A 21325-nucleotide genomic window follows, 5' to 3' on the forward strand; every position below is an offset into this window, starting at 1 on the left:
GACCCGCAGCCGCCGGTCCTAGTTTCAGTCCCCCACGCCGAGGATACGTCCATGTTCAAGGGCTCGCTCGTTGCCCTGATTACCCCCATGCGGGCCGATGGTGCCGTCGATGAAGACGCGCTGGAGCGCTTCGTCGAATGGCAGATCACCGAAGGCACCCATGGCCTGGTTCCCGTCGGCACCACCGGCGAGTCGCCGACCCTCACCCATGCCGAACATCGTCGTGTGGTCGAGATCACCATCGCCGTGGCGAGCGGCCGTGTGCCGGTGATCGCCGGCGCGGGTTCCAACAGCACGGCTGAGGCAACCGATCTCGCCCGCCATGCGAAGCGGGCCGGTGCGGATGCGGCGCTCGTCGTCACGCCCTATTACAACAGGCCGACGCAGGAGGGTCTGTATCTCCACTACAAGACGATCGCGGATGCCGCCGAGATCCCGATCCTCATCTATAATGTTCCCGCCCGCAGCGTGGTCGATATGAGCGTCGAGACCATGGCGCGGTTGGCGCAGCATCCCAATATCGTCGGCGTGAAGGACGCGACCGCGAATCTGGTGCGTCCGTTGCATGTGCGCCGCGCCTGCGGGCCGGCGTTCTGCCAGCTCTCGGGTGAGGACCACACGGCCGTCGCGCACCTGGCCTCGGGCGGCGTCGGCTGCATCAGCGTCACGGGTAATGTCGCGCCACGCCTGTTGAGTGAGATGCACAATGCCTGGCAGCGCGGTGAGATGGCCGAGGCCATCGCCATCCAGCACCGCATGGTGCCGCTGCATGATGCGATGTTCGCGGAAACCAATCCGGCGCCGGTGAAATACGCCGCCCATGTCCTGGGCTTCGGCGAGCCCAATTGCCGCCTGCCCCTCGCGCCGATCACCGAGGCGACGCGCGCCCAGGTGCGCGCTGCGATGGTCGAGGTCGGCCTGCTCAACTGATCATGGCGGAGACCCCCAAGGACAAGTCGAAGTCGGGGCTGATTTCCCACGGCATCGCATCGCAGAACCGCAAGGCGCGGTTCGACTATACGATCAAGGAAACGGTCGAGGCTGGCCTCGTGCTGAAGGGCGCGGAGGTGAAATCCCTGCGCCATGGCCGCGCGACTTTGACCGAAGCCTGGGCTGGCGAGCGGGATGGGGAGTTGTGGCTATTCAACGCTTATATCCCCGAATACCAGGGCGGCGTGCTGTCACGTTTCGAGCCGCGCGCGCCGCGCAAGCTGCTGCTCAAGCACAAGCAGATCAACAACCTCACCGGACAAATCGCCCGCAACGGCGTCACGCTCGTTCCCTTGCAAATCCATTTCAACGATCGCGGCCGCGCCAAGGTGTTGCTGGGCGTGGGTGAGGGGCGGCAGAAGGCCGACAAGCGCCACGCCGTCGCGGCCCGGGATTGGCAGCGCGACAAGGCCCGGCTGCTGCGCAACAAGGGCGGCTGACCATGGCCGCCGCCTGCGCGCCCGCGTGACAACCGACGCCTGCATGATGGCCAAGGCAATCGGCCTCGCGCGTGGCGTTCTAGGCAGTACAGCGCCTAATCCGGCGGTCGGCTGCGTCATTGCCGTGGGGGATAGCATCATCGGGCGCGGCGCGACCCAACCTGGCGGTCGTCCGCATGCCGAGGTCATGGCCCTGGCGGAAGCGGGCGCGGCGGCGCGCGGCGCCACCGCCTATGTCACGTTGGAACCCTGCGCTCATCACGGGTGCACGCCGCCCTGTGTGGACGCCCTGATCGCTGCGGGTGTCGCCCGTGTGGTGGTCGCCCATGCCCACGACCCCGATCCAAGGGTCCAGGGCCGGGGTATCGCCCGACTGAGGGCGGCCGGGATCCTGGTCGAGACGGGTCTAATGGAAGCGGAAGCCCGCGCCATCGTCGCGGGCTTCGCCAAGCGCGTGACCGAAGGCCTGCCCTGGGTGACGTTGAAGCTGGGCGTCACGCTCGATGGTTGCATCGCCACCAAGTCAGGCGAAAGCCGATGGATCACGGGCCCGGCCGCCCGTGGCGTGGTGCAGCGTATGCGCGCCGAGCATGATGGCGTGCTGGTTGGCATTGGCACCGTGCTCGCCGATGATCCCGGCCTGATCTGCGGGTTGGAAGGGCTGGGAGACCGGCCGCGCTGGCGCGTGGTCGCGGACAGCCACTTGCGGATCCCCCTAGCCAGCAAGCTGGTGCGGAACGCCGAGGCTCATCCGCTTATCCTGCTGGCTACAGAGGCGGCTGATGCCACGGCCCTGCAGGGCACCGGCATTACCGTGTTGCGCTGCGCCGCCGATGATGCCGGTCGCATCGACCTGCGCGATGCGCTGCGCCGGCTTGGCGATCTCGGCCTGACGAGCGTGCTCAGCGAAGGGGGCGCGCATATGGCGGGCGCGCTTCTGCGTGCCGGTTTGGTCGATCGGCTCGCCTGGCATCGGGCGCCTACTCTGCTCGGTGATAGCGGGATGCCGGCGATCCAAGGCCTCGGCGTCGAAAGGCTGGCAGACGCATTTCGCCTGCGCCTTTTAACGCGAGAAGCGTATGAAGAGGACGTGTTGGAAACGTATGAAGTCTTATTGCCCCGATCTGGGCGTGAAATACTGACTGGGATTTCTTCATGACCCATCTGCAGCCCGTCGTGCGCGCGGCCGGCCACGCCGAGGAAGAGCCAATGGGCGCCTGCCAACCGCGCCCGAGTGTGATGATCCCGATGGGCCCTGCCGGCGTCGAGGCCGAGTTCCTGGGCTTCGACGGATTGGCGGACCATGAAGAGCATGTCGCCATCCGCTTCGCCGGACGGCATCCAGACGCGACCAAGCCCACCCTGGTCCGGCTGCATTCCGAATGCCTCACCGGCGACGTCTTCGCCTCCGCTCGCTGCGACTGTGGTCGCCAATTGCACGAGGCGATCGAATTGCTGTCCGAGGAAGGCGGCGTGCTGCTGTATCTGCGGCAGGAAGGGCGCGGCATCGGCCTCTACGCCAAGCTCGACGCCTATCGGCTGCAAGACAAGGGCATCGACACCTATACTGCCAACCGCTGGCTGAACCTGCCGGAGGACGCGCGCAATTACACCGTCGGCGCGCGGATGCTCCAGGCCCTAGGGGTTGAGCGCATTCGCTTGCTCACGAATAATCCCGACAAGGTCGCCCAGCTTCGCGCCGCCGGCATCGATGTCGCGGAAATCCGCCGCACCGGCGTCTATGTAACTGAGGCGAATCGCGCCTATCTCCAGGCCAAGTTCGAGCATCGGCATCTGCTCGATCCCACGAAATTCCTCGTCCCTTTGAAAGGCGTCGAGACACCGCGTGAGGGCGATGTCGTGGCGGAATCAGCCTAAGTCGCCGTCGCGGCCGTTCGCGGCCCTCGACAGACAATGGCCCACTGTTATTGTCTGTAAAGATTTATGATCCTCGCGAAAGACATCCTATGATCCCGCCCGCGCGCCCGCAGCCACGCTATGTCCTGACGATCGCGTCCCCCGATCAGCCGGGTATCGTGGCCGCCGTCACCACCTTCCTGTTCGAGGCTGGCGGCAATATTCTGGAGGCGCAGCAGTTCGACGACCTGGAGAGCAACCGCTTCTTCATGCGCGTGGTCTTCGTGTCAGGTGATCCAGAAGAGGGCGACAGCTTCGCCGAGCGCTTCCGCGCCGCGTTCAAGGATGTCGCCGAGCGTTTCGGCATGGAGTGGTCGCTGCGTGATCGGCTTGAGAAGCGCCGGGTGATGATCCTGGTCTCGCGCTTCGACCATTGCCTCGTCGATCTCCTGTATCGTTGGCGCAATGGCGAGTTGCCGATGGAGATCACTGCCATCGTCGCCAACCATCCGCGCGACACCTATGCCGGCGTCGATTTCTCCGGCATCCGCTTTCACCATTTGCCCGTCACCCGCCAGACCAAGATGGAGCAAGAAGCCGAGCTGTGGGACCTGGTGCGGGAGACCAAGACCGATCTCGTCGTGCTCGCGCGCTATATGCAGGTTCTGTCGGATGGGCTGACCGCCAAGCTGAATGGCAAATGCATCAACATCCACCATTCCTTCCTGCCCGGCTTCAAGGGCGCCAAGCCCTATCACCAAGCGCATACGCGCGGCGTGAAGCTGATCGGGGCGACCGCCCACTACGTGACCAGCGATCTCGATGAGGGTCCGATCATCGACCAGGACGTCGAGCGGATCAGCCACGCCGATACGCCCGAGGACCTGGTGCGCAAGGGTCGCGATATCGAGCGTCGCGTGCTGGCGCGCGCCGTGCGCTTCCATCTCGATGGGCGCGTCATCCTCAATGGCGGCAAGACCGTCGTCTTTACGGAATAGACGCTCATGGCTGCCAAGATCATCGACGGTCGCGCCTTCGCGGCCGGCATCCTGGCCACGGTGACGGCCGAGGTCGCGGGCTTCCGTGCGGCCTCCGGCATCATCCCCGGTCTGGCGGTGGTGCTGGTCGGCGAGGATCCGGCGAGCCAGGTCTATGTGCGCAACAAGGCACGCACCACGGTCGAGGCCGGGATGGCGTCCTTCGAGCATCGGCTGCCGGCGGAGACCACCGAGTCCACGCTATTGGCACTGGTGGCGCAGCTTAATGCCGATCCGGCCGTGCATGGCATCCTGGTGCAACTGCCGCTGCCCAAGCACATCGACACCAACCGCGTGCTCGATGCCGTCGCGCCGGATAAGGATGTCGATGGCTTCCACGTCATCAACGCCGGCCGGTTGAGTACGGGCCTCCCGGGTCTGGTGCCCTGCACGCCGCTCGGCTGCCTGCTCATGCTGAAGGCCGAACTTGGCGACCTGTCAGGTCTGCGCGCCGTGGTGCTCGGGCGCTCCAATATCGTCGGCAAGCCGATGGCGGCGCTGCTGCTGCGGGAAAGCTGCACGGTGACGATCGCGCATTCCCGCACGCGCGATCTGCCCGAGGAATGCCGCCGCGCGGATATTCTGGTGGCGGCCGTGGGTCAGCCGGAGATGGTGCGGGGCGATTGGATCAAGCCGGGTGGCACGGTGATTGACGTCGGCATCAACCGCGTGCCCGGCGAAGCGGGCAAGATGCGCCTAGTGGGCGACGTTGCCTTCGCCGAGGCTGTGGAGGTTGCCGGTCGCATCACGCCAGTGCCGGGCGGCGTCGGGCCGATGACCATCGCCTGCTTGCTGCGCAATACGCTGACAGCGGCGAAGTTGCAGTCCCAGAACGGCGGATAACGCTTCGCTCATCCGCCAATCGCCACCGCCGCTCGCCGCACGCGCCACAACGGCAAAGCCCCGATGGTCACGATCAGGCCGCCGGCCGCCAGGATCGGCCCGATCGGCACCACTGTCAGAACATTGGCGAGCAAGCCGGACAGGAAGAAGGCGAGGGCGATCGCCGATGTGCCGATGCCGAGCGCCCAGCCTTGCTCGGTCTTCGAGGCCGAGCCGCTGATCAGCGCGAAGAGCGTGACATAGGCGGTGACGTTGAACATCGCCGCGAGCAGGGCCACCGGCCATTGGGCCAGTTGCGGGACGAAGGCCGACATCACCACGAAGCCGCCGCAGACGAGCAGGGAGACGGCAGCCAACCCCGCCTCGTTGGGGAGATGCCGGGCAAGCCAAGGGTAGCCGAGCGTCGATCCCACTACGAAGCCGGCGCCGATGGTGGCCGAGAATAGGCCGATGCCGGCGGGGTCGAGGCCGTATTGCCGCTGCATGAGCAACAGCACGTAGACGAAATAAATCGAAAATCCGAGTTGGAAGAGAAAGAAAGACAGCGTGATCCAGCGGATGTGCGGATGGCGCGCGGCATGCACGAAGTTCTCGATCGGGCGTTGCCAGCTGAAGGAAAAGCGCGTGGCGGGGGCGACTTCGGTGAAATGGGCGCGCTGGATCAGGATGAAGGCGCCGATGCACAGCACCACGGTGGCGAGCAGCGGCGCCCGCATGTCGAACCGGGCCAGAATGCCGCCCACCGCCGGGGCCGACGTCAGGGCAACGCAATTCACCAGCACGACATGGGACAGGTTGCGCCCGCGATCTTCTGGCGCGCTGCGGTCCATCATCGCCGCCTGTGCGATGGGGCCGGAGCCCGCCATCAGGCCCGATAGCAACCGGCCGGCCAGGAAGAAGCTCAGGATCATGGTCTGCACGCCGAGGACCATCAGCCCGTAGGAGACCGTCAGCCCACCCATGCAAATCAGCAGCGTGCGCTTTCGCCCGATCGCATCCGAAATGTCACCCAACAGGGACGCCCCGAAGAACATGCCGAGGGGGAAGAGCGAGAAGGTGGCCGACAGAAGCAGGGCCAAGGTCTGCGGCGGATAGAGGTGCGCGACACTGGGTTGATGGAAGAAGGCGATGATCACCGGATACATCAGCCCGAAGGAGAAGAGGTCGATGAACAGCGCCGCGAAGAAGGGCAGCATGTCGAAGGTACGGTTCACCGGCGGCCCCCTTTTCCGGAGGCGTAAATCGATTGGAACGCCCGCGCAACCGTCCCCTGTGGATCAGCCAAGGAGCGCCGCGGCATCCTTCAGACTAATCATCAGCGTCATCCGTTCGAGTTCGGAGGCAACGAAGCCACTGCCCTCGTAGAAGCGCCGTGCGCCAGGTGAGATGGCATGAACAAGCAGAGCCGCGATGCCGGCGATCTCGCTGGCCCCAAGCGTCCGCAGGATCGCGTCTCGCAGAAGACCCCGACCAAGACCGCGACCTTCCCAGGCTTGATCCACCGCCAGCCTGCCTATGATCATGACCGGAACGGGGTCCGGCGCATTGCGGCGTAGTTTCGATACGGCGGCATCCCGACGCACAGCACCGTTCACGAGGCAGTAGAAACCGACCACCTGATGATCCACGCAGGTGACATAGCTGCGCGATAACCGGCCTTCATTGCGAAGGGCTTGCTTGAGAAGCCATTCGTTCAGCGCGCTTTCGCGACAGGTAAAGTTTGAAACGTCATGCGCAGCCGTGAGACGTGTCGGGGGCTGGATTACAGCTCCCATGGGGCGGGCGTGGACAGCAATCGCTGGAGCCTGCTGTCGATCCGGGGCGGTTCGTCGAGCCTTGCCATGAAACGCTCGTAGATCGCGTCATCGACGGCGAAAAGGCGCTTGTCGAGCAACACCGCTTCGGCCTTGGCCATGGCTGCCTCGATCATGAAGGCGGACCTATTCGTGCCATGCGCTTTAGCCGCACGGTCGATCAGGTCCAGGTCTGACCGAGACACGCGCATATTGACGGTCGGCGCCGCAGGTCCATTGGCTGCCATGGGCAGGCTCCCGCTATTAATACACAACGTATACACAACGCGCAGATCGAACTACAGAAAAAGCCCCGCCAGGGCCAAAACGAGCGCGGGCGGCATGACGATGGCGCCGCGCCTCAGGAAGGCCCCGAAGCTCACATCCGCCCCCTCCCGCCGGATCGCCGTCAGCCATAGGATTGTCGCGAGCGACCCGGTGATCGACAGATTTGGGCCAAGATCGACACCCACCAGCAGCGCGTCTGTCACCGTCTGCGGCAGATGCCCGGCGGTTACGGTCTGGCTGGCGATCAGCCCGGCCGGCAGGTTGTTCATGATGTTGCAGACCAGGGCGACTGCAATGCCTGCGCCCCAGGCGGTCGCCTGAGCGGAATGCTGCGCCTGAGCCTGCAGCCAGCCGGCGAGGGCCGCGATGACGCCGGTATGCCCCAGACCCTCGACCAGCACGAACAGCCCCGCGACCAGTGGCAGCACCAGCCAGGAGACACCACGCAGCGTCGCCCATGGCGTCTCGCGCTTGCGCCACAGCACGAAACCCGCCGTCGCCACGCCCGCCAGCGCCGTCGGGGGGCCGAGCGACACATCGGCCGCCGAGGCCGTGAGCAACACCACCGCCGTCAGGCCGATGCCGATGGCGGCCGTCAGCCCGCCCTGGGAAAGGGGCGGCTGCGGGATGTCAGAGGTGATTCTGACGGCAAGATTTCGTCGCTCGATCAGCAAAAGAGCCGCGAGCGTGGCACCGACCGCCAAGGCCGAGGGCAGCAGGAAATGCGCCAGCCAGGAAAACAGCGGCGGCAGGTGATGGCCGTACAGCACTAGGTTGGCGGGGTTGGAGATGGGCAGAATGAAACTCGCCGCATTGGCGATGAAGGCGCAGATGAACAGACAAGGCAGCGGATCGGCCTTCGCACTGCGAGCGGCGGCGAAGACCGCGGGTGTTAGCACCACGGCGGTCGCGTCATTCGATAGGAAGGCCGTCACGATGGTTCCGACGGCATAGATGAGCAGGAAAAGCCGCTGCGCGGAGCCCTTGGACTGGCGGACGGCGAAGGCCGCCAACCAGTCAAACAGGCCTTCGCGTCGGGCAATTTCGCTCAAAAGCATCATGCCAATGAGGAACAAATACACGTCGGTGCCGCGCCCAACCGCTTCGGCGGCGGCGCGCCATGGCAGCAGGCCGCCGATGACCAGGATCACGGCGCCCGCCACCGCCCAGACCGCTTCAGGCAGGCGCCAGGGGCGGATGATGACTCCGGCTGTCGCGACGATCACGACGAGCCAGGTCAGCCAGGCCACAGGCGCTAGGACGTGATGTCGGCGTGGAAGGTGTTGCCCGCCGTGGTCGGCTTGATGTGGCCGGCACGAATGACGAAGTCGCCGAAGCTTTCCTCCTCCTCGCGCGCTTCTGCATACTCGCGGAACAGCGGCCCGAGGGCGCCGAGGATCGCGTCATGCCCAATATCGGGTCGATACAGCTTGTTCAGCCGCTCGCCCGCGAAGCTGCCGCCCAGATAGAGGTTGTAGGTGCCCGGACCACGGCCGACGAAGGCGATCTCGGCGAGATAGGGCCGCGCACATCCATTCGGGCAGCCGGTCATGCGAATGACGATCTCATCCTGCCGCAGGCCCGCCGCGTCCAGCGCGCCTTCCAGCGCGGTGAGCAGTTCGGGCATGTAGCGCTCGCTCTCGGCGAGGGCGAGGCCGCAGGTCGGCAGCGCGACACAGGCCATGGCATTGCGCCGCAATCCGCTATCGGCACTCGTCGCCATGCCGTGTTCGGCGAGCAGGGCTTCCACCGCCGGCTTCTGCGCAGTCGAAATATTCGCGACCATGAGGTTCTGGTTGGGCGACAGGATGATCACGCCCTCACTGCCCTCCAGCATACGCGCGATTTCGCGCATACCGGTTTGCAGCCGCTTCTCCGGCCAATCCTTCACGCGTCCGCTTTCGATAAACAGCGTGACATGCCAGCGGCCGTCATCGCCCTCGGTCCATCCATAGCGGTCACCGCGCCCGGCGAAGACCGGCACATGCGCCGCGCCGAGCGAATAGCCGAGATGGCGCTCCACCTCCGACCGAAACAGGTCGAGGCCCATCGTCTCGATGGTGTATTTCAGCCGTGCATGCTTGCGGACCGAGCGGTTGCCATTATCGCGCTGCACGATCACCACTTTCTCCGCGACTTCGACCGCCTGTTCGGTGGTGCAGAAGCCGAGGTGGTCGGCGGTGCGAGGGAAGGTGTCGGGCTCGCCATGCGTCATGCCCATGCCGCCGCCGACCAAAACGTCCCAGCCTTTGATGACGCCGTTATCCAGCACTGCGACGAAGGACAGGTCGTGGGCGTAGACATCGACATCGTTTTGCGGCGGCACGGCGACGGTGATCTTGAACTTCCGGGGCAGATAGGTGCGGCCGTAGATCGGCTCCTCGACCACCTCATCCGCACCCGCGACCTTTTCGCCATCCACCCAGATCTCGTGATAGGCGCTGGTCTTGGGTGTCAGGTGGTCGCTGATATCCTGGCTGAGCTTCAGCGCCGCCGCGTGAATGGCACTTTGATAGGGGTTTACGGCGCACATGACGTTGCGATTGACATCGCCGCAGGCAGCGAGCGTGTCGAGCAGCGCCGTGTTGATGCTGTTGATGGCCGGCCGCAGGTTGCTTTTAATGATGCCGTGGAACTGAATTGCCTGGCGCGTGGTGATGCGCAGCGTGCCGTTGGCGCGCTCCTCGGCAATATCGTCCAGCGCCAGCCACTGCGCCGGCGTCATCTGCCCACCGGGCACGCGCACGCGCGCCATGAAGCTGAAGGCCTTCTCCATCTTCTTGCGCCCACGTTCGGCGCGGATGTCGCGATCGTCCTGCTGATAGATGCCGTGGAACTTCGTAAGCTGCGTGTCATCTTCGGCGAGCTGGCCGGTGATGACGTCATTCAGGCCCTCGGCGATGCCACCGCGCAAGCCACGGCTGGCTTCCTTGATGCCCTCGTTGCGGGAAAGCGACGGTCTGTCGGTCGTATCGGCCATGATCTGAACCTCAGTAAACGTCGCGGAGGTAGCGGTTGTCGCGTCGCAGGCTATCGAGCTTGGCGGTCGCCGCCACTTCGTCACCACCGCTCTGGTCGGCAATGGCGCGAATGAGGGCGGTGTGGACGTCCTTCGCCATGGCATTGGCGTCACCGCAGACATAGAGGGCGGCGCCGTCCTCGATCCAACGGAACAGTTCGGCGCGCTGCTCCCAGATGCGATGCTGGACATAGATTTTCTCGCGCTGATCGCGGGAGAAGGCAGTATCGATGCGCGTCAGCAGGCCCGATGCTTTACAATCCTGCCATTCAAGCTGGTAGAGAAAATCATTGGTGAAGTGGCGGTTGCCAAAGAACAGCCAGTTGCGGCCGGTGGCACCGGACGCCTCGCGCTGCTGCATGAAGGCGCGGAAGGGGGCGACGCCCGTGCCCGGTCCGATCATGATCACGGCGCGATCCGGGTCGGCCGGCAGGCGGAAATGCGCATTCGGCTTCAGATAGACCTTCAGCGTCTCTCCCGCCTTGCGGCGTTCAGCCAGATCGACGGAGGCGACGCCGGCGCGCGTGCGGCCATGGGTCTCATAGCGCACGGCGGAAACCAGGAGATGCGCCTCCTCCTCGGCATAGAGCCGGCTGGAGGCGATGGAATACAGTCGGCCGGGCAGAGACCGCAGCAGGCCGGTGAGTTGGCCCGCGTCGAGTTTCATCGGGGCCGTTTCCAGCAAGTCGATGACATGGCGGCCCGGCAGCCAGGCCTTCAAAGCATCCGCATCGGCAAGCAGCGCGTTCAGCCTGCTGCTGTAGGTCAACTTGGCATAGGCCTCGATCTGCGGCCGCGTGAGGGTCGTGATGTCCTGCGCTTCGATCAGTGCCGTGCGCATCTCGGCGTTTCCGGCCAGACCGGTCACGCCGAGAATTTCATCGACGAGGACAGGATCGTTCTGCGGCACGACACCCAGCGCGTCACCCGGCTCATGGGCGAGGCCGGAGCCTTCCAGAGACAGCTCGATATGGAAGGTCTCGCTGGAGGAGCCGCTGCCATTGAGGTTGATCAGCTCGCGGATTTCCGCCTCGAAGGGGTGGTTGCGGGTATAGGCGGGCTCGGCATCGTCATCGTCGTCCAGGCTCGCGGGCGCGGCGCGCGCGAAATCGACATGGATGACTGCGCCATCTGTCTCCTGTTTCAGGAGGTCGAGGCTGGATTTGATCCAGGCAGTCGCCGGCGCGTCGTAATCCACGTCGCATTCCACGACAGGAGCGAGCCGCGTGCCGCCGAGTGCGGCGATGCGGGCGTCAAAGTCGCGCCCCGTCGAGCAGAAATTGACATAGGCCCGGTCGCCCAGCGCCAGGACGCTGAAGCGCGTCTTGTCGAAACGCGCCGCATCCGGCGCCATCAGGGCCTGATGAAAATCGATGGCGCGCTGCGGTGGGTCACCCTCGCCCCAGGTGCTGGCGATCATCAGCAGGTTTTCGGCTTTCGCCGCCTCTGCCACGGTGATCGTCGCGACATCTGCGACGCGGGGCGCGAAGCCCATCTTCTGCGCCGCCTTGCGAACGGTCGCCGCGAGCGTCTCCGCATTTCCCGATTCGGTCGCGAACAGAATGAGCAGCGGGACCTTCTTGGCAGGGGCAGTTGCCGCCGCTGGCGCGATACCGGCGGCGCCGGTCGCGGCTTGATAGCCGGCCAGGAAGCCGCTCAGCCAGGTCCGCTGCTCCGGCGTCGTCTTGGCAAAGACGCCATTGAGAGCCGCAATCTCCTCCGGTCGGAAGGGCGCGGTAGGGGGCAGTTGGGGCAGGCTGGCCATGGTTGCTCGTGTCACTCTTCGTTCGCGCCCGGCTCATCAAGCCAGCCGTTCTGCTTCACCAATGCACGGGTCTTGGCGGCGAGTATCGGCAAATCATGCCCCTCGCGCCGCCATATGTCCCGATTGCGGCTGATTTCCTCCAGCCTGTCGCCCCATTCCGAACCATATTCGCGGGCGAGGCGCGCGCGAATGGTTTGGGCAAGGCCAGGGCTTTTGCCACCGGTCGAGACGGTCATCAATAATGCTCCACGCCGCAGCTCGGAGGTATTGTGGAAGAAGCAATGCTCCCGCCGGTCTTCGACATTGACCAGAACCTTGTGCCGTCTTGCCTGACGTCCGAGGGCGGCGGCTTCGGCATCGGGGATGCCCACGACCCAAAGCACATCGATCTCCGCCAGGGCCGCGTCATCCGGTGGGCCCAGCCGGTAGCGGTCGCCGGCCTCTGCCTGCAAGGCCGGGTCGGCTTCGTCACAGAAGCAAAGGGCCGATGCGGCCCCGCCTTCGACCAGCAGTCGCCACCGGCGCAGCGCCGCCGCGCCATGACCAGCCAGGGCCAGTCGCAGCGCCTGGGGATCAAGCGAAACAGGAATCATGCGGCGTCATAAAGGAGATTTTGCCGCGTGCCACAAGCGCCGTCGCGGTTTCAGAATAAACATCCCCGCGAGGTCCCGGCCGAAGATGAAAACCCTACGGTCCTAGGAGGATGAGGGGGCTTCCGCCTCCGCGGCGGCAGGCTCGGTTTGCGTCTGCGTCGGGGGTGCGACTGGTTCGGCGTTCGGTCGCCAATCGCGGAAGAAGGCGGTGCCGATATCGGCCGCGAGGGCGATCAGGTCGCGTTGCAGGCGGTCAAGGAAATCGTGCAGCCCCTCATGCACTAGCTCCTCCGACCGGAAATCACGCAGGGCGGCACGGACTTCCTCGATCTGCTCCAGCGCCGTCAATGTGCCGCGCAGGTTGTAGCTCGTGCGGAGCTGCGTCAGATGCCATTCCGCCTGGCTGACGCACAGAAGAACGCTGCGCGGGAAGCTCGCATCGGCCAGAAGAAAGGAACAGACGTCGCTGGGCCCGAAATCGACCGGGGCGACCCGGCGGAAGGCGTGGTAACCAGCCACGGCGCGCAGGATGCCGCCCCATTGCGTCCGCTCCTCCTGCCGCTTCTCTTCCTGGCCGCGCGGCGCAAGGCGATGGAACTTGATGTCGAGCAGGCGCGTGGTCTGGTCGGCGCGCTCGATCAGCCGGCCGATTTCGTAGAAATGCCAGCCCTGGTCGCGGAACAGCGTACCTTCAGTGATGCCGGTATGGGTCTGCACGCCTTCCTTGATGCGCGAGCAGAGGCGGGACAGGCTGTCGCCGCTCAACTCATCCTCCTGCACCAGGGCGAGGTCGCGGTGGAACACATTGAGGTGCTTCCACATCTCGGTGCTGATCAGCGGCCGCAAGGTCCGCGCATTGGTTCGCGCGCCCTCGATCGAGCCATAGATGGAATTCGGATTGTCACGAGCAAGCAGGTAGTAATGCTTCACGGTCTCCGGGTCAGGCGTGCCGTATTTCTTGGCGAAATCAGCCTCATCGGCATGGATGCGGATCAGCGCATCCCAAGCCTCCGTCTCGAAGCCCGGGCTCTCGAAGGTCTGCGTCACATCGATCAGGCGCGCCAGATTCTCCAGGCGCTCCATATAGCGCGCCATCCAGAACAGGCTTTCGGCATAGCGGGCGAGCAAAGGGCCGTTCTGGTTCATCGCCGGCTATCCTCGGCCAGCACCCAGGTATCTTTCGAGCCGCCGCCCTGGGACGAATTCACGATCAAGCTGCCAGATTTGAGCGCCACACGAGACAGGCCGCCCGGCAGCACCCAGGTGCTGCGGCCGGTGACGGCAAAAGGGCGAAGGTCGAGATGGCGCGGGCGAATGCCCTCATCGGTCAGCGTCGGTCCGACCGATAGCCCGATCATCGGCTGGCTGATCCAATTCGACGGATTGGCAATCAGGGCGGCACGCGCATCATCCAGTTCGGTCTTGCTGGCACGCGGCCCGATGGTGATGCCATAGCCACCGGACTCGCCGACCGGCTTGGTCACCAATTCGTGCAGATGATCGAGCGTATAGGCGAGGCCCTCAGCTTCCCGACAGATATGGGTCTGCACATTGGCCAGGATCGGCTCCTGGTCGAGGTAATATTTGATGATGCGCGGCATGTAGGCATAGACGGCCTTGTCATCCGCAACGCCTGTGCCGACCGCATTGGCGAGGGCGACATTGCCCTTGCGCCAGGCCTGGATCAGGCCCGGAACGCCGAGCATGCTATCCGGCCGGAAGACGGTCGGATCGAGGAAATCATCGCCCAGGCGCCGGTAGATGGAATGGACAGCGCGCAGCCCGGCAGTGGTGCGCATGAACACGCGGTCGTTCTCGACCGTCAGATCCGCGCCTTCGACCAGCGGCACGCCCATTTCACGCGCCAGGAAGACATGCTCGAAATAGGCCGAGTTGTAGATCCCGGGGGATAGCAGCACGACCTGCGGGTCCAGCACGCTCTCGGGCGCAATTTCGGTCAGTGCCTCGCGCAGGCGGCGGCCGTAATCATCCACCGGCATGAGGGACATGCCCGCGAGCAGATCGGGGAAGGCGCGCCGCATCAGGTGGCGGTTCTCGATGACGTAGGAGACGCCGGAGGGCGTCCGGGCATTGTCTTCCAGGACGCGAAACTCGCCTTCCTGGTCGCGGATGATGTCGATGCCGCAGATATGGACGTAGGTCCCGAATCGGACCGGGAAGCCTTCCATCTCAGGCCGGTAATTCGGATTTCCCAGGATCAGGTCCGCCGGCACGATGCCATCGCGGATGATGCGGCGTTCGTGGTAGATGTCACTGAGGAAGCAGTTTATGGCCGCGACGCGCTGCTGTACGCCGGTTTCCAGCTTGCGCCATTCCGCTGCGGTGATGATGCGGGGGATGCAATCGAACGGAAGAATGCGATCGATGGCGGTCGCCTCGGAATACACGGTGAACGTGACGCCCAGGCTCATCAAATCGTTTTCGGCGGCCGTCGCGCGGGCGCGGAGCCCGTCAAGTCCGATGGCGCAGATACGGTCTCGTACCGTTTGTGCCGCGCCGTTATCGCCTGGGCGACCTGGTTGCAGCTCGCAGATATATGGGCCGGGGTCGCAGTCGCGAAAGAGATCCTGTGGAATTTCCGCCATCCCTGCACTAAAGAGGAGCCTCTTCGGCTATAGGGGTTTTGTTTGGCCTCTGCCAGTGGGTTGGAAACGCCTTCATGAGGCGACATCGATCCTGTCTGGCGCCCCGTCAAAACACGTCGCTGTAGCAGAAATTTATTTGCAAATCCGTGGAATACAGGGTTTACCTCACACCGTTAACGACCCGGCAGCGGGTCGCGTCATCTCGCTTGATAAACATTTAATGGCCCGGAGTTCACCATGAGCCGCCTGTTCGCTGCCCTCACGGCCACTGTTCTCCTCGCTCCAAGCATCGCCCTGGCCGCTTGCCTGAAGCCAATCGAAGGCACGGCCCTCAACATGGCGGGGCTTAAAAGCCAGCTCATGGTGACCGCACTCTCCTGCGACACCCGGGACCGCTATAATGACTTCGTCATGACCTTCCGGCCGACGCTGATGCGGCAGGATTCGGCTCTCAATTCCTATTTCCTGCATCACTACGGCCGCGGCTGGCGCTCGGAGCATGACGACTACATCACGCAGCTCGCCAATGTGCAGTCTGAGAACGGGATCAAGCAGGGCACTTTGTTCTGCCAGCAGAATGTCGGTCTGTTCAATCAGGTTCTCTCGCTGAAGACGGCGCAGCAGCTGACCGACTTCGCGGATGGCCAGCCGATGGTGCAGCCGATCACCTACGAAGTCTGCGGTGTGACGCGTAAGCACGTGTATCAGCCGCCCGTGCTGGTGCAGGCGGCCGCGACGCCCGCGACCCCCGTCGCTGGCCAGACCGTTGTCGCCCAGCAGTCCACCACGGCGGCGCCCGCTACGCAAAAGCGTGGCTTTTTCGGAAATATCGCACACGGCATCGGCGGCATCTTCTAATCTCCATCGGCGCGTCGGGCTTCGAGTCGCGGCCCGCGTCTCTGTGAAAGATCCCGATGGCCGCTCTCGCTGATGCACGTCGGCTGATTTCGCCGACCCTGCTGGCCATGCTGCGCCGCCGGTTGGCCGGGCTCGGCGGCTTGTTGCTCGGCTTGCTCGGAATCGGCCTTTTGGTGGCGCTCGCCTCCTACCATCCCACCGATGCATCCCTCGATACGGCGGGAACCGTCGTGCGCAACCTCGCCGGACCGGCCGGCGCCATGGTTGCTGATCTTGCCTGGCAGGGATTTGGCGTCATCGGCTTGCTGCCGGCCTTCGTCCTGCTCGTTTGGGGATGGCGCATGGCCGAGAGCCGGCGCCTCAGCCACCTCGCCCTTCGCCTCATGGCCTTGGCGATCGCGATGCCGCTGCTTGCCGGCGGCCTTGCCAATCTGCCCGTGCCGATGGCCGATAGTTCGGTCTGGCTCGCTGCCGGTTGGGGTGGCGCGACCGGCTATGCCGTCGGCAATACCCTGATCGGTGCCGCCCACTCCGCCCTCGGCCCTTTGGGGATCGCGCTCGGCTGGGTGCTCGAAATGATCCTGGGTCTTGGCCTCGCCGCCTTTGGTTTCGGCCTGACGGCCATGGAATGGCGTGCCGCTGGCCGCCAAGCCCGCACCGGCGCCGTGAGTGCCGCCGCCCTGTCGATGCGGTCCAGCCAGACGATGGCCGGCGGCATGGGCGGTCTCGGCCGCAGCATGGGCGCGATCTTCAGACTGCTGCCCGACTGGGGACAGACGCGCCACAGCGACGAACGCGCGCCGCATCCGGCAACGCGCCTGCCGCCGATGGACCCGGAGGATGACGACCGCCGCACCGCCACGAGCGGCCCCTTTGCGCGTCGTGACGGCGCCGCGCCGAGTGCCGCGCCGCGCGCTGCCCCGCTTGGACGTGAGACGCCACGCGACATGGGCCGTGACCGCGAGCCTGTCGCCGAGGCGCCCGGTGACAGCCGCATCCGCGCCCAGAAGCAGCGCCGCCAGGTGGTGGCCGAGGTGCCGGCACCGATTTCCAATGCCGGTTGGCGTCTGCCGCCGCTGTCCCTGCTGAAGGAGCCGCCGGCCCGCCATGAAGTCGGCATCAGCGCCGAGGCGATGCAGGCCAATGCTCGGCTGCTCGAAACCGTGCTGTCCGATTACGGCGTTCAGGGTAGCATCGTGGAAATCCGCCCCGGACCGGTGGTGACGCTCTATGAGCTGGAGCCGGCGCCCGGCATTCGCTCGGCCCGCGTCATCGGCCTGGCGGATGACGTCGCCCGCAGCCTGTCCGTCACGGCCGTCCGCATCGCGACCGTCCCCGGTCGCAACGTGATCGGCATCGAGGTGCCGAACGACAAGCGCGAGACGGTGTTCCTGCGCGAACTGATGCAGGTCGATGAATGGTCGAGCCATACCGGCCGCCTGCCATTGGCTTTGGGCAAGGACATCAGCGGGTCACCGGTGATCGTCGATCTGGCGCGGATGCCGCATCTGCTCGTTGCCGGCACCACCGGCTCGGGCAAGTCCGTCGGCATCAATGCGATGATCCTGTCGCTGCTGTTCCGCATGTCCCCGGAAGACTGCCGCCTGATCCTGATCGACCCGAAGATGCTGGAACTCTCCGTCTATGACGGTATTCCGCATCTGATGGCGCCGGTGGTGACGGAGCCTGCGAAGGCGGTTCAGGCGTTGAAATGGACGGTGCGGGAGATGGAACGCCGCTACCGTGCCATGAGCCAGCTCAGCGTCCGCAATATCGGCGGCTACAATGAGCGGGTGATTGAGGCGCGGTCGCGCGGCGAAGTGGTCACCCGCAAGGTCCAGACCGGCTTCGACGCCGAGACCGGACGCCCGATCTTCGAAGAGCAGCCTTTGGCGCTGGAGCCGCTGCCCTTCCTGGTGGTCATCATCGACGAGATGGCGGATCTGATGATGGTCGCCGGCAAGGAGATCGAGATTACGGTGCAACGGCTGGCGCAGATGGCGCGCGCCGCTGGCATTCACGTCATCATGGCGACGCAGCGGCCGTCCGTGGATGTCATCACCGGCACCATCAAGGCGAATTTCCCGACCCGCATCAGCTTCCAGGTGATCAGCAAGTTCGACAGCCGCACCATTTTGGGCGAGCAGGGCTCCGAGCAGCTCCTGGGCCAGGGCGACATGCTCTACATGGCCGGCGGCGGGCGCATCACCCGCGTTCATGGCCCCTTCGTCACGGATCGGGAGGTCGAGGATGCGGTCGCCTTCCTGCGTGAGCAGGGCGAGCCGAACTACCTCGACGAAGTGACCGAGGCGACGGAGGAAGACAATGGCGGCGGCAATTCCACCGCGACCATGCCTGGCGCGAGCGAGGGCGAGAAGGGCTTGTTCGACCAGGCGGTCGCTTTGGTCGCGCGGGAGGGCAAGGCCAGCACCAGCTTCATCCAGCGCCATCTCCAGATCGGGTACAACCGTGCCGCGCGGCTGATCGAGCAGATGGAGAAGGAGGGGATCGTGGGTCCCGCCAACCATGTCGGCAAGCGCGAGGTTCTGGTCCGCCGGACGAATAACGACGACGATTGAGCGGGGCTTCTTATCCCCGACATCCCCCGACTTGATCGGGGGATCCATGGGCGCCTTGCCCGCTGCCGTAACGCACAACGGATCCAACCGCTCTGGCGCCCATGGATCCGCGCATCACGTGCGCGGATGACGAAATCCCTATGGCCCCCGGGCGGCCGCTGCGTCCGTCAGAATGCGTTCCAGGTCGATCGGCCGAAACGGCTTCTTCAGGCTCGGCTTGCCGCGCCACGTCTGGTTCAGGGCCGAATCGTCATAGCCGGTGCTGAAGACGAAGGGCAGGCCGAGCCGGTCGAACTCACGCGCCACGGGGTCGCTGCGCTGACCGCCGATATTGACGTCCAGAATGCCGAAATCGACATCGGCCGCGTTGGTGGCCAGAAAGGCCAGGGCGGCGTCATTCTGGGAAAAGGTGCCGGCGACCGAACAGCCGAATTCTGCCAGCACATCCTCCAGCAACATCGCCAGCAAAGCCTCATCCTCAAGAATGAGGACGCGAAGGCCATTCAATCGTACAGGCTGGTCCATCACAGCGTTTCCACCAGACTATCGAGGCTCTGGCAAGAGTTGCGATGACGACACATCCTCAGACGGCACTTCGCGCGCCAGCTCGCTCAGCCAAGCGCGGGCATTGCCGTCTGAGGGCGCGCGCCAATCCCCACGCGGCGACAGGCTGCCGCCGGCGCTGACCTTGGGGCCATTGGGCATGGCCGAACGCTTGAACTGGCTGAAGCCGAAGAAGCGGCGAATGAAGACCTCCAGCCAATGGCGGATCTCGGCCAGGTCGTATTCCGGGCGCCGATCCTCCGGGAAGCCCGGCGGCCAGGCGCCGACCGACGCATCTTCCCAGGCCATCAGCGCGAGATAGGCGATCTTGGACGGACGGAAGCCGAACCGCAGGACATGGAACAGGGTGAAGTCCTGCAAGGCATAGGGACCGATCTTGGCCTCGGTGCTCTGCGGCTTCTCGCCCGCCGCGACCGGCACCAGCTCCGGCGAAATTTCGGTCGCGAGGATAGCGTCGAGCGTCGCACCGACCTCCGCGTCGAACTGGCCAGAACTGATCACCCAGCGAATGAGATGCTGGATGAGGGTCTTAGGAATGCCGCCATTGACGTTGTAATGCGACATCTGGTCGCCGACGCCATAGGTACACCAGCCGAGCGCCAGCTCCGACAGATCGCCGGTGCCGATGACGATGCCGTCGTTATGGTTGGCGAGACGGAACAGATAGTCGGTGCGCAGCCCGGCCTGCACATTCTCAAAGGTCACATCATAGACCGGTTCGCCGCGCCCGAAAGGATGGTCCATATCGGCCAGCATCTGCCGCGCCGCCGGCCGGATATCGAGTTCCTTCCAGGTCACGCCCAGCGCCTCCATCAGGCGGATGGCATTGGCCTTGGTGTGGTCGCTGGTGGCGAAGCCCGGCATGGTGAAGGCGAGGATATTGGCGCGGGGTAGGTCCAGGCGGTCGGCCGCGCGGGCGGCCACGATCAGCGCATGGGTGGAATCGAGACCACCGGAAACGCCGATGACCATGCGCTTGCCGCCGATGCCGCGCAGCCGCTGCACCAGGCCGGCGATCTGGATATTGTACCCCTCATAGCAATCCTGGTGGAGACGCGCGGGGTCGGCGGGCACGAAGGGAAAGCGCGCGAGCGGGCGCTTTAGGCCGATATCGTCTTGCGGCGGATCGAGCCGCAGCGGGATGCGGCGGAAATCCTCGGGCTCAAGCCCGATGGCACGGCGGTTATCGTCAAAGCTGCCCATGCGCAGCCGTTCCTGGCGCAGCATGTCGAGGTCGATATCGGCCACCGCCCGCTGCGGCCCGAGCGGGAAACGCTCAGTCTCGGCGAGGATATTGCCCATCTCGAAGATGGAGGCCTGACCGTCCCAGGCGACGTCGGTGGTGGATTCGCCGGCGCCGGCCGCGGCATAGAGATAGGCCGCGTTGCAGCGCGCGGATTGCGAGGCAGAGAGCAGGCTGCGCGTATCCGCCTTGCCGATGGTAATATTGCTGGCCGAAAGGTTCGCGAGAACCGTGGCCCCGGCCAGCGCGCCATGCGAACTCGGCGGCACCGGCACCCAGACATCTTCGCAAATTTCCACATGCAGCACGAAGCCGGGCAGATCCTCCGCCTCGAACAGCAGGTCAGGGCCGAAGGGCACCTCCTCGCCGCCCAGAAGGACGGTGCCGCCTTCCATGCCGGCGCCCGAGGCGAAGTGCCGCTTTTCGTAGAACTCGCGATAGTTGGGCAGGTGGATCTTGGGCACGACGCCCAGGATACGACCGCGATGGATCACCACCGCCGTGTTGAACAACCGGCTGCCGACCCGCAGCGGTGCGCCGACCAGCAGGATCGGCAGCAGGTCCCGGCTGCCCTCGGCGATGGTCACCAGCGCCGCAACTACCGCGTCGAGCAGAACATCCTGGAGCAAAAGATCGTCGATCGCGTAGCCGGAGACGCTGAGTTCCGGGAAGACGGCGAGCACCGCGCCCTCGGCATCGCAGGCGCGGGCCTCATCCAGGATGGCGCGGGCATTGGAGCTCGGGTCCGCCACGCTGCTGTCGATCGTGCAGGCGGCGACGCGGGCGAAGCCATGGCGATAGAGCGAGCGGAAGGACATGGCGCGACCCTAGCAGAAGGAGAAGAAGCCGT

At 65.0% G+C, this 21325-nt stretch carries 19 protein-coding genes; 8 read left to right on the forward strand and 11 right to left on the reverse strand.

Going from position 1 to position 21325, the window contains the following annotated elements; all coding sequences use genetic code 11:
* Positions 1–51: 51 nt before the first annotated feature.
* The 6 genes from dapA to folD all read left to right on the forward strand — a co-directional run bounded on the left by dapA (position 52) and on the right by folD (position 5167).
* On the forward strand, positions 52–930 hold the full coding sequence (gene dapA, locus QP803_RS00675; protein ID WP_284945764.1) for a 4-hydroxy-tetrahydrodipicolinate synthase: 879 nt from the start codon (positions 52–54) through the stop codon (positions 928–930).
* Positions 931–932: 2 nt separating this feature from the next.
* Positions 933–1430, forward strand: coding sequence for an SsrA-binding protein SmpB (smpB, locus tag QP803_RS00680; RefSeq protein WP_284945765.1), 498 nt, complete (start codon positions 933–935; stop codon positions 1428–1430).
* A 43-nt stretch (positions 1431–1473) separates the two neighbouring features.
* Positions 1474–2589 (forward strand): bifunctional diaminohydroxyphosphoribosylaminopyrimidine deaminase/5-amino-6-(5-phosphoribosylamino)uracil reductase RibD, encoded by a 1116-nt coding sequence (ribD, locus tag QP803_RS00685; RefSeq protein WP_284945766.1) that lies wholly within the window; start codon positions 1474–1476, stop codon positions 2587–2589.
* Positions 2586–3308: a GTP cyclohydrolase II gene (locus tag QP803_RS00690; protein WP_350356050.1), complete on the forward strand. Its 723-nt coding sequence runs from the start codon at positions 2586–2588 to the stop codon at positions 3306–3308. Before ribD ends, QP803_RS00690 begins: the two co-directional genes overlap by 4 nt.
* A gap of 89 nt (positions 3309–3397) precedes the next feature.
* The gene (gene purU, locus QP803_RS00695) at positions 3398–4285 is read left to right on the forward strand and encodes a formyltetrahydrofolate deformylase (protein ID WP_284945767.1); all 888 of its coding nucleotides are present in this window, start codon (positions 3398–3400) and stop codon (positions 4283–4285) included.
* Positions 4286–4291: 6 nt separating this feature from the next.
* On the forward strand, positions 4292–5167 hold the full coding sequence (gene folD, locus QP803_RS00700; RefSeq protein WP_284945768.1) for a bifunctional methylenetetrahydrofolate dehydrogenase/methenyltetrahydrofolate cyclohydrolase FolD: 876 nt from the start codon (positions 4292–4294) through the stop codon (positions 5165–5167).
* 8 nt (positions 5168–5175) lie between these two features.
* On the opposite strand, the gene QP803_RS00705 is transcribed toward folD, so the two are convergent.
* The 9 genes from QP803_RS00705 to QP803_RS00745 all read right to left on the reverse strand — a co-directional run bounded on the left by QP803_RS00705 (position 5176) and on the right by QP803_RS00745 (position 15231).
* The gene (locus tag QP803_RS00705; RefSeq protein ID WP_284945769.1) at positions 5176–6381 is read right to left on the reverse strand and encodes an MFS transporter; all 1206 of its coding nucleotides are present in this window, start codon (positions 6379–6381) and stop codon (positions 5176–5178) included.
* Between the two features lie 63 nt (positions 6382–6444).
* Positions 6445–6942 (reverse strand): GNAT family N-acetyltransferase, encoded by a 498-nt coding sequence (locus QP803_RS00710; protein WP_284945770.1) that lies wholly within the window; start codon positions 6940–6942, stop codon positions 6445–6447.
* Complete coding sequence (locus tag QP803_RS00715) at positions 6930–7208, reverse strand: type II toxin-antitoxin system TacA family antitoxin (RefSeq protein WP_284945771.1); 279 nt, start codon at positions 7206–7208, stop codon at positions 6930–6932. The genes QP803_RS00710 and QP803_RS00715 overlap by 13 nt, the downstream gene beginning before the upstream one ends.
* A 51-nt stretch (positions 7209–7259) precedes the next feature.
* The gene (locus tag QP803_RS00720; protein ID WP_284945772.1) at positions 7260–8498 is read right to left on the reverse strand and encodes an arsenic transporter; all 1239 of its coding nucleotides are present in this window, start codon (positions 8496–8498) and stop codon (positions 7260–7262) included.
* A gap of 5 nt (positions 8499–8503) precedes the next feature.
* Positions 8504–10228: an NADPH-dependent assimilatory sulfite reductase hemoprotein subunit gene (locus QP803_RS00725; RefSeq protein WP_284945773.1), complete on the reverse strand. Its 1725-nt coding sequence runs from the start codon at positions 10226–10228 to the stop codon at positions 8504–8506.
* 10 nt (positions 10229–10238) lie between these two features.
* The gene (locus tag QP803_RS00730) at positions 10239–12032 is read right to left on the reverse strand and encodes a diflavin oxidoreductase (protein WP_284945774.1); all 1794 of its coding nucleotides are present in this window, start codon (positions 12030–12032) and stop codon (positions 10239–10241) included.
* Between the two features lie 11 nt (positions 12033–12043).
* Complete coding sequence (locus QP803_RS00735) at positions 12044–12625, reverse strand: precorrin-2 dehydrogenase/sirohydrochlorin ferrochelatase family protein (protein ID WP_284945775.1); 582 nt, start codon at positions 12623–12625, stop codon at positions 12044–12046.
* Positions 12626–12727: 102 nt separating this feature from the next.
* A complete protein-coding gene (locus QP803_RS00740; RefSeq protein ID WP_284945776.1) occupies positions 12728–13771 on the reverse strand; it encodes an alpha-E domain-containing protein in 1044 nt (347 codons plus the stop codon).
* The gene (locus QP803_RS00745) at positions 13768–15231 is read right to left on the reverse strand and encodes a circularly permuted type 2 ATP-grasp protein (protein ID WP_284945777.1); all 1464 of its coding nucleotides are present in this window, start codon (positions 15229–15231) and stop codon (positions 13768–13770) included. Before QP803_RS00745 ends, QP803_RS00740 begins: the two co-directional genes overlap by 4 nt.
* Positions 15232–15468: 237 nt before the next feature.
* On the opposite strand from QP803_RS00745, the gene QP803_RS00750 reads away from it, so the two are divergent.
* Both QP803_RS00750 and QP803_RS00755 read left to right on the forward strand, forming a co-directional pair.
* Entirely contained in the window at positions 15469–16089 is a 621-nt protein-coding gene (locus QP803_RS00750; RefSeq protein WP_284945778.1) for a hypothetical protein, read from the forward strand.
* A 56-nt stretch (positions 16090–16145) separates the two neighbouring features.
* Positions 16146–18668 carry a DNA translocase FtsK gene (locus QP803_RS00755; protein ID WP_284945779.1) on the forward strand — a complete coding sequence of 841 codons (2523 nt, stop codon included), beginning with the start codon at positions 16146–16148 and terminating at the stop codon, positions 18666–18668.
* Positions 18669–18806: 138 nt separating this feature from the next.
* Here the strand turns inward: QP803_RS00755 and QP803_RS00760 are convergent, their stop codons facing one another.
* Together QP803_RS00760 and QP803_RS00765 are read right to left on the reverse strand one after the other, a co-directional pair.
* Positions 18807–19193 carry a response regulator gene (locus tag QP803_RS00760; RefSeq protein ID WP_284945780.1) on the reverse strand — a complete coding sequence of 129 codons (387 nt, stop codon included), beginning with the start codon at positions 19191–19193 and terminating at the stop codon, positions 18807–18809.
* A gap of 18 nt (positions 19194–19211) precedes the next feature.
* Positions 19212–21293, reverse strand: a complete 2082-nt coding sequence (locus QP803_RS00765; protein WP_284945781.1) for an NAD(+) synthase — start codon at positions 21291–21293, stop codon at positions 19212–19214.
* Between the last annotated feature and the right edge of the window lie 32 nt (positions 21294–21325).

Source organism: Acidisoma sp. PAMC 29798, from assembly GCF_030252425.1.
Lineage (GTDB): Bacteria > Pseudomonadota > Alphaproteobacteria > Acetobacterales > Acetobacteraceae > Acidisoma > Acidisoma cladoniae.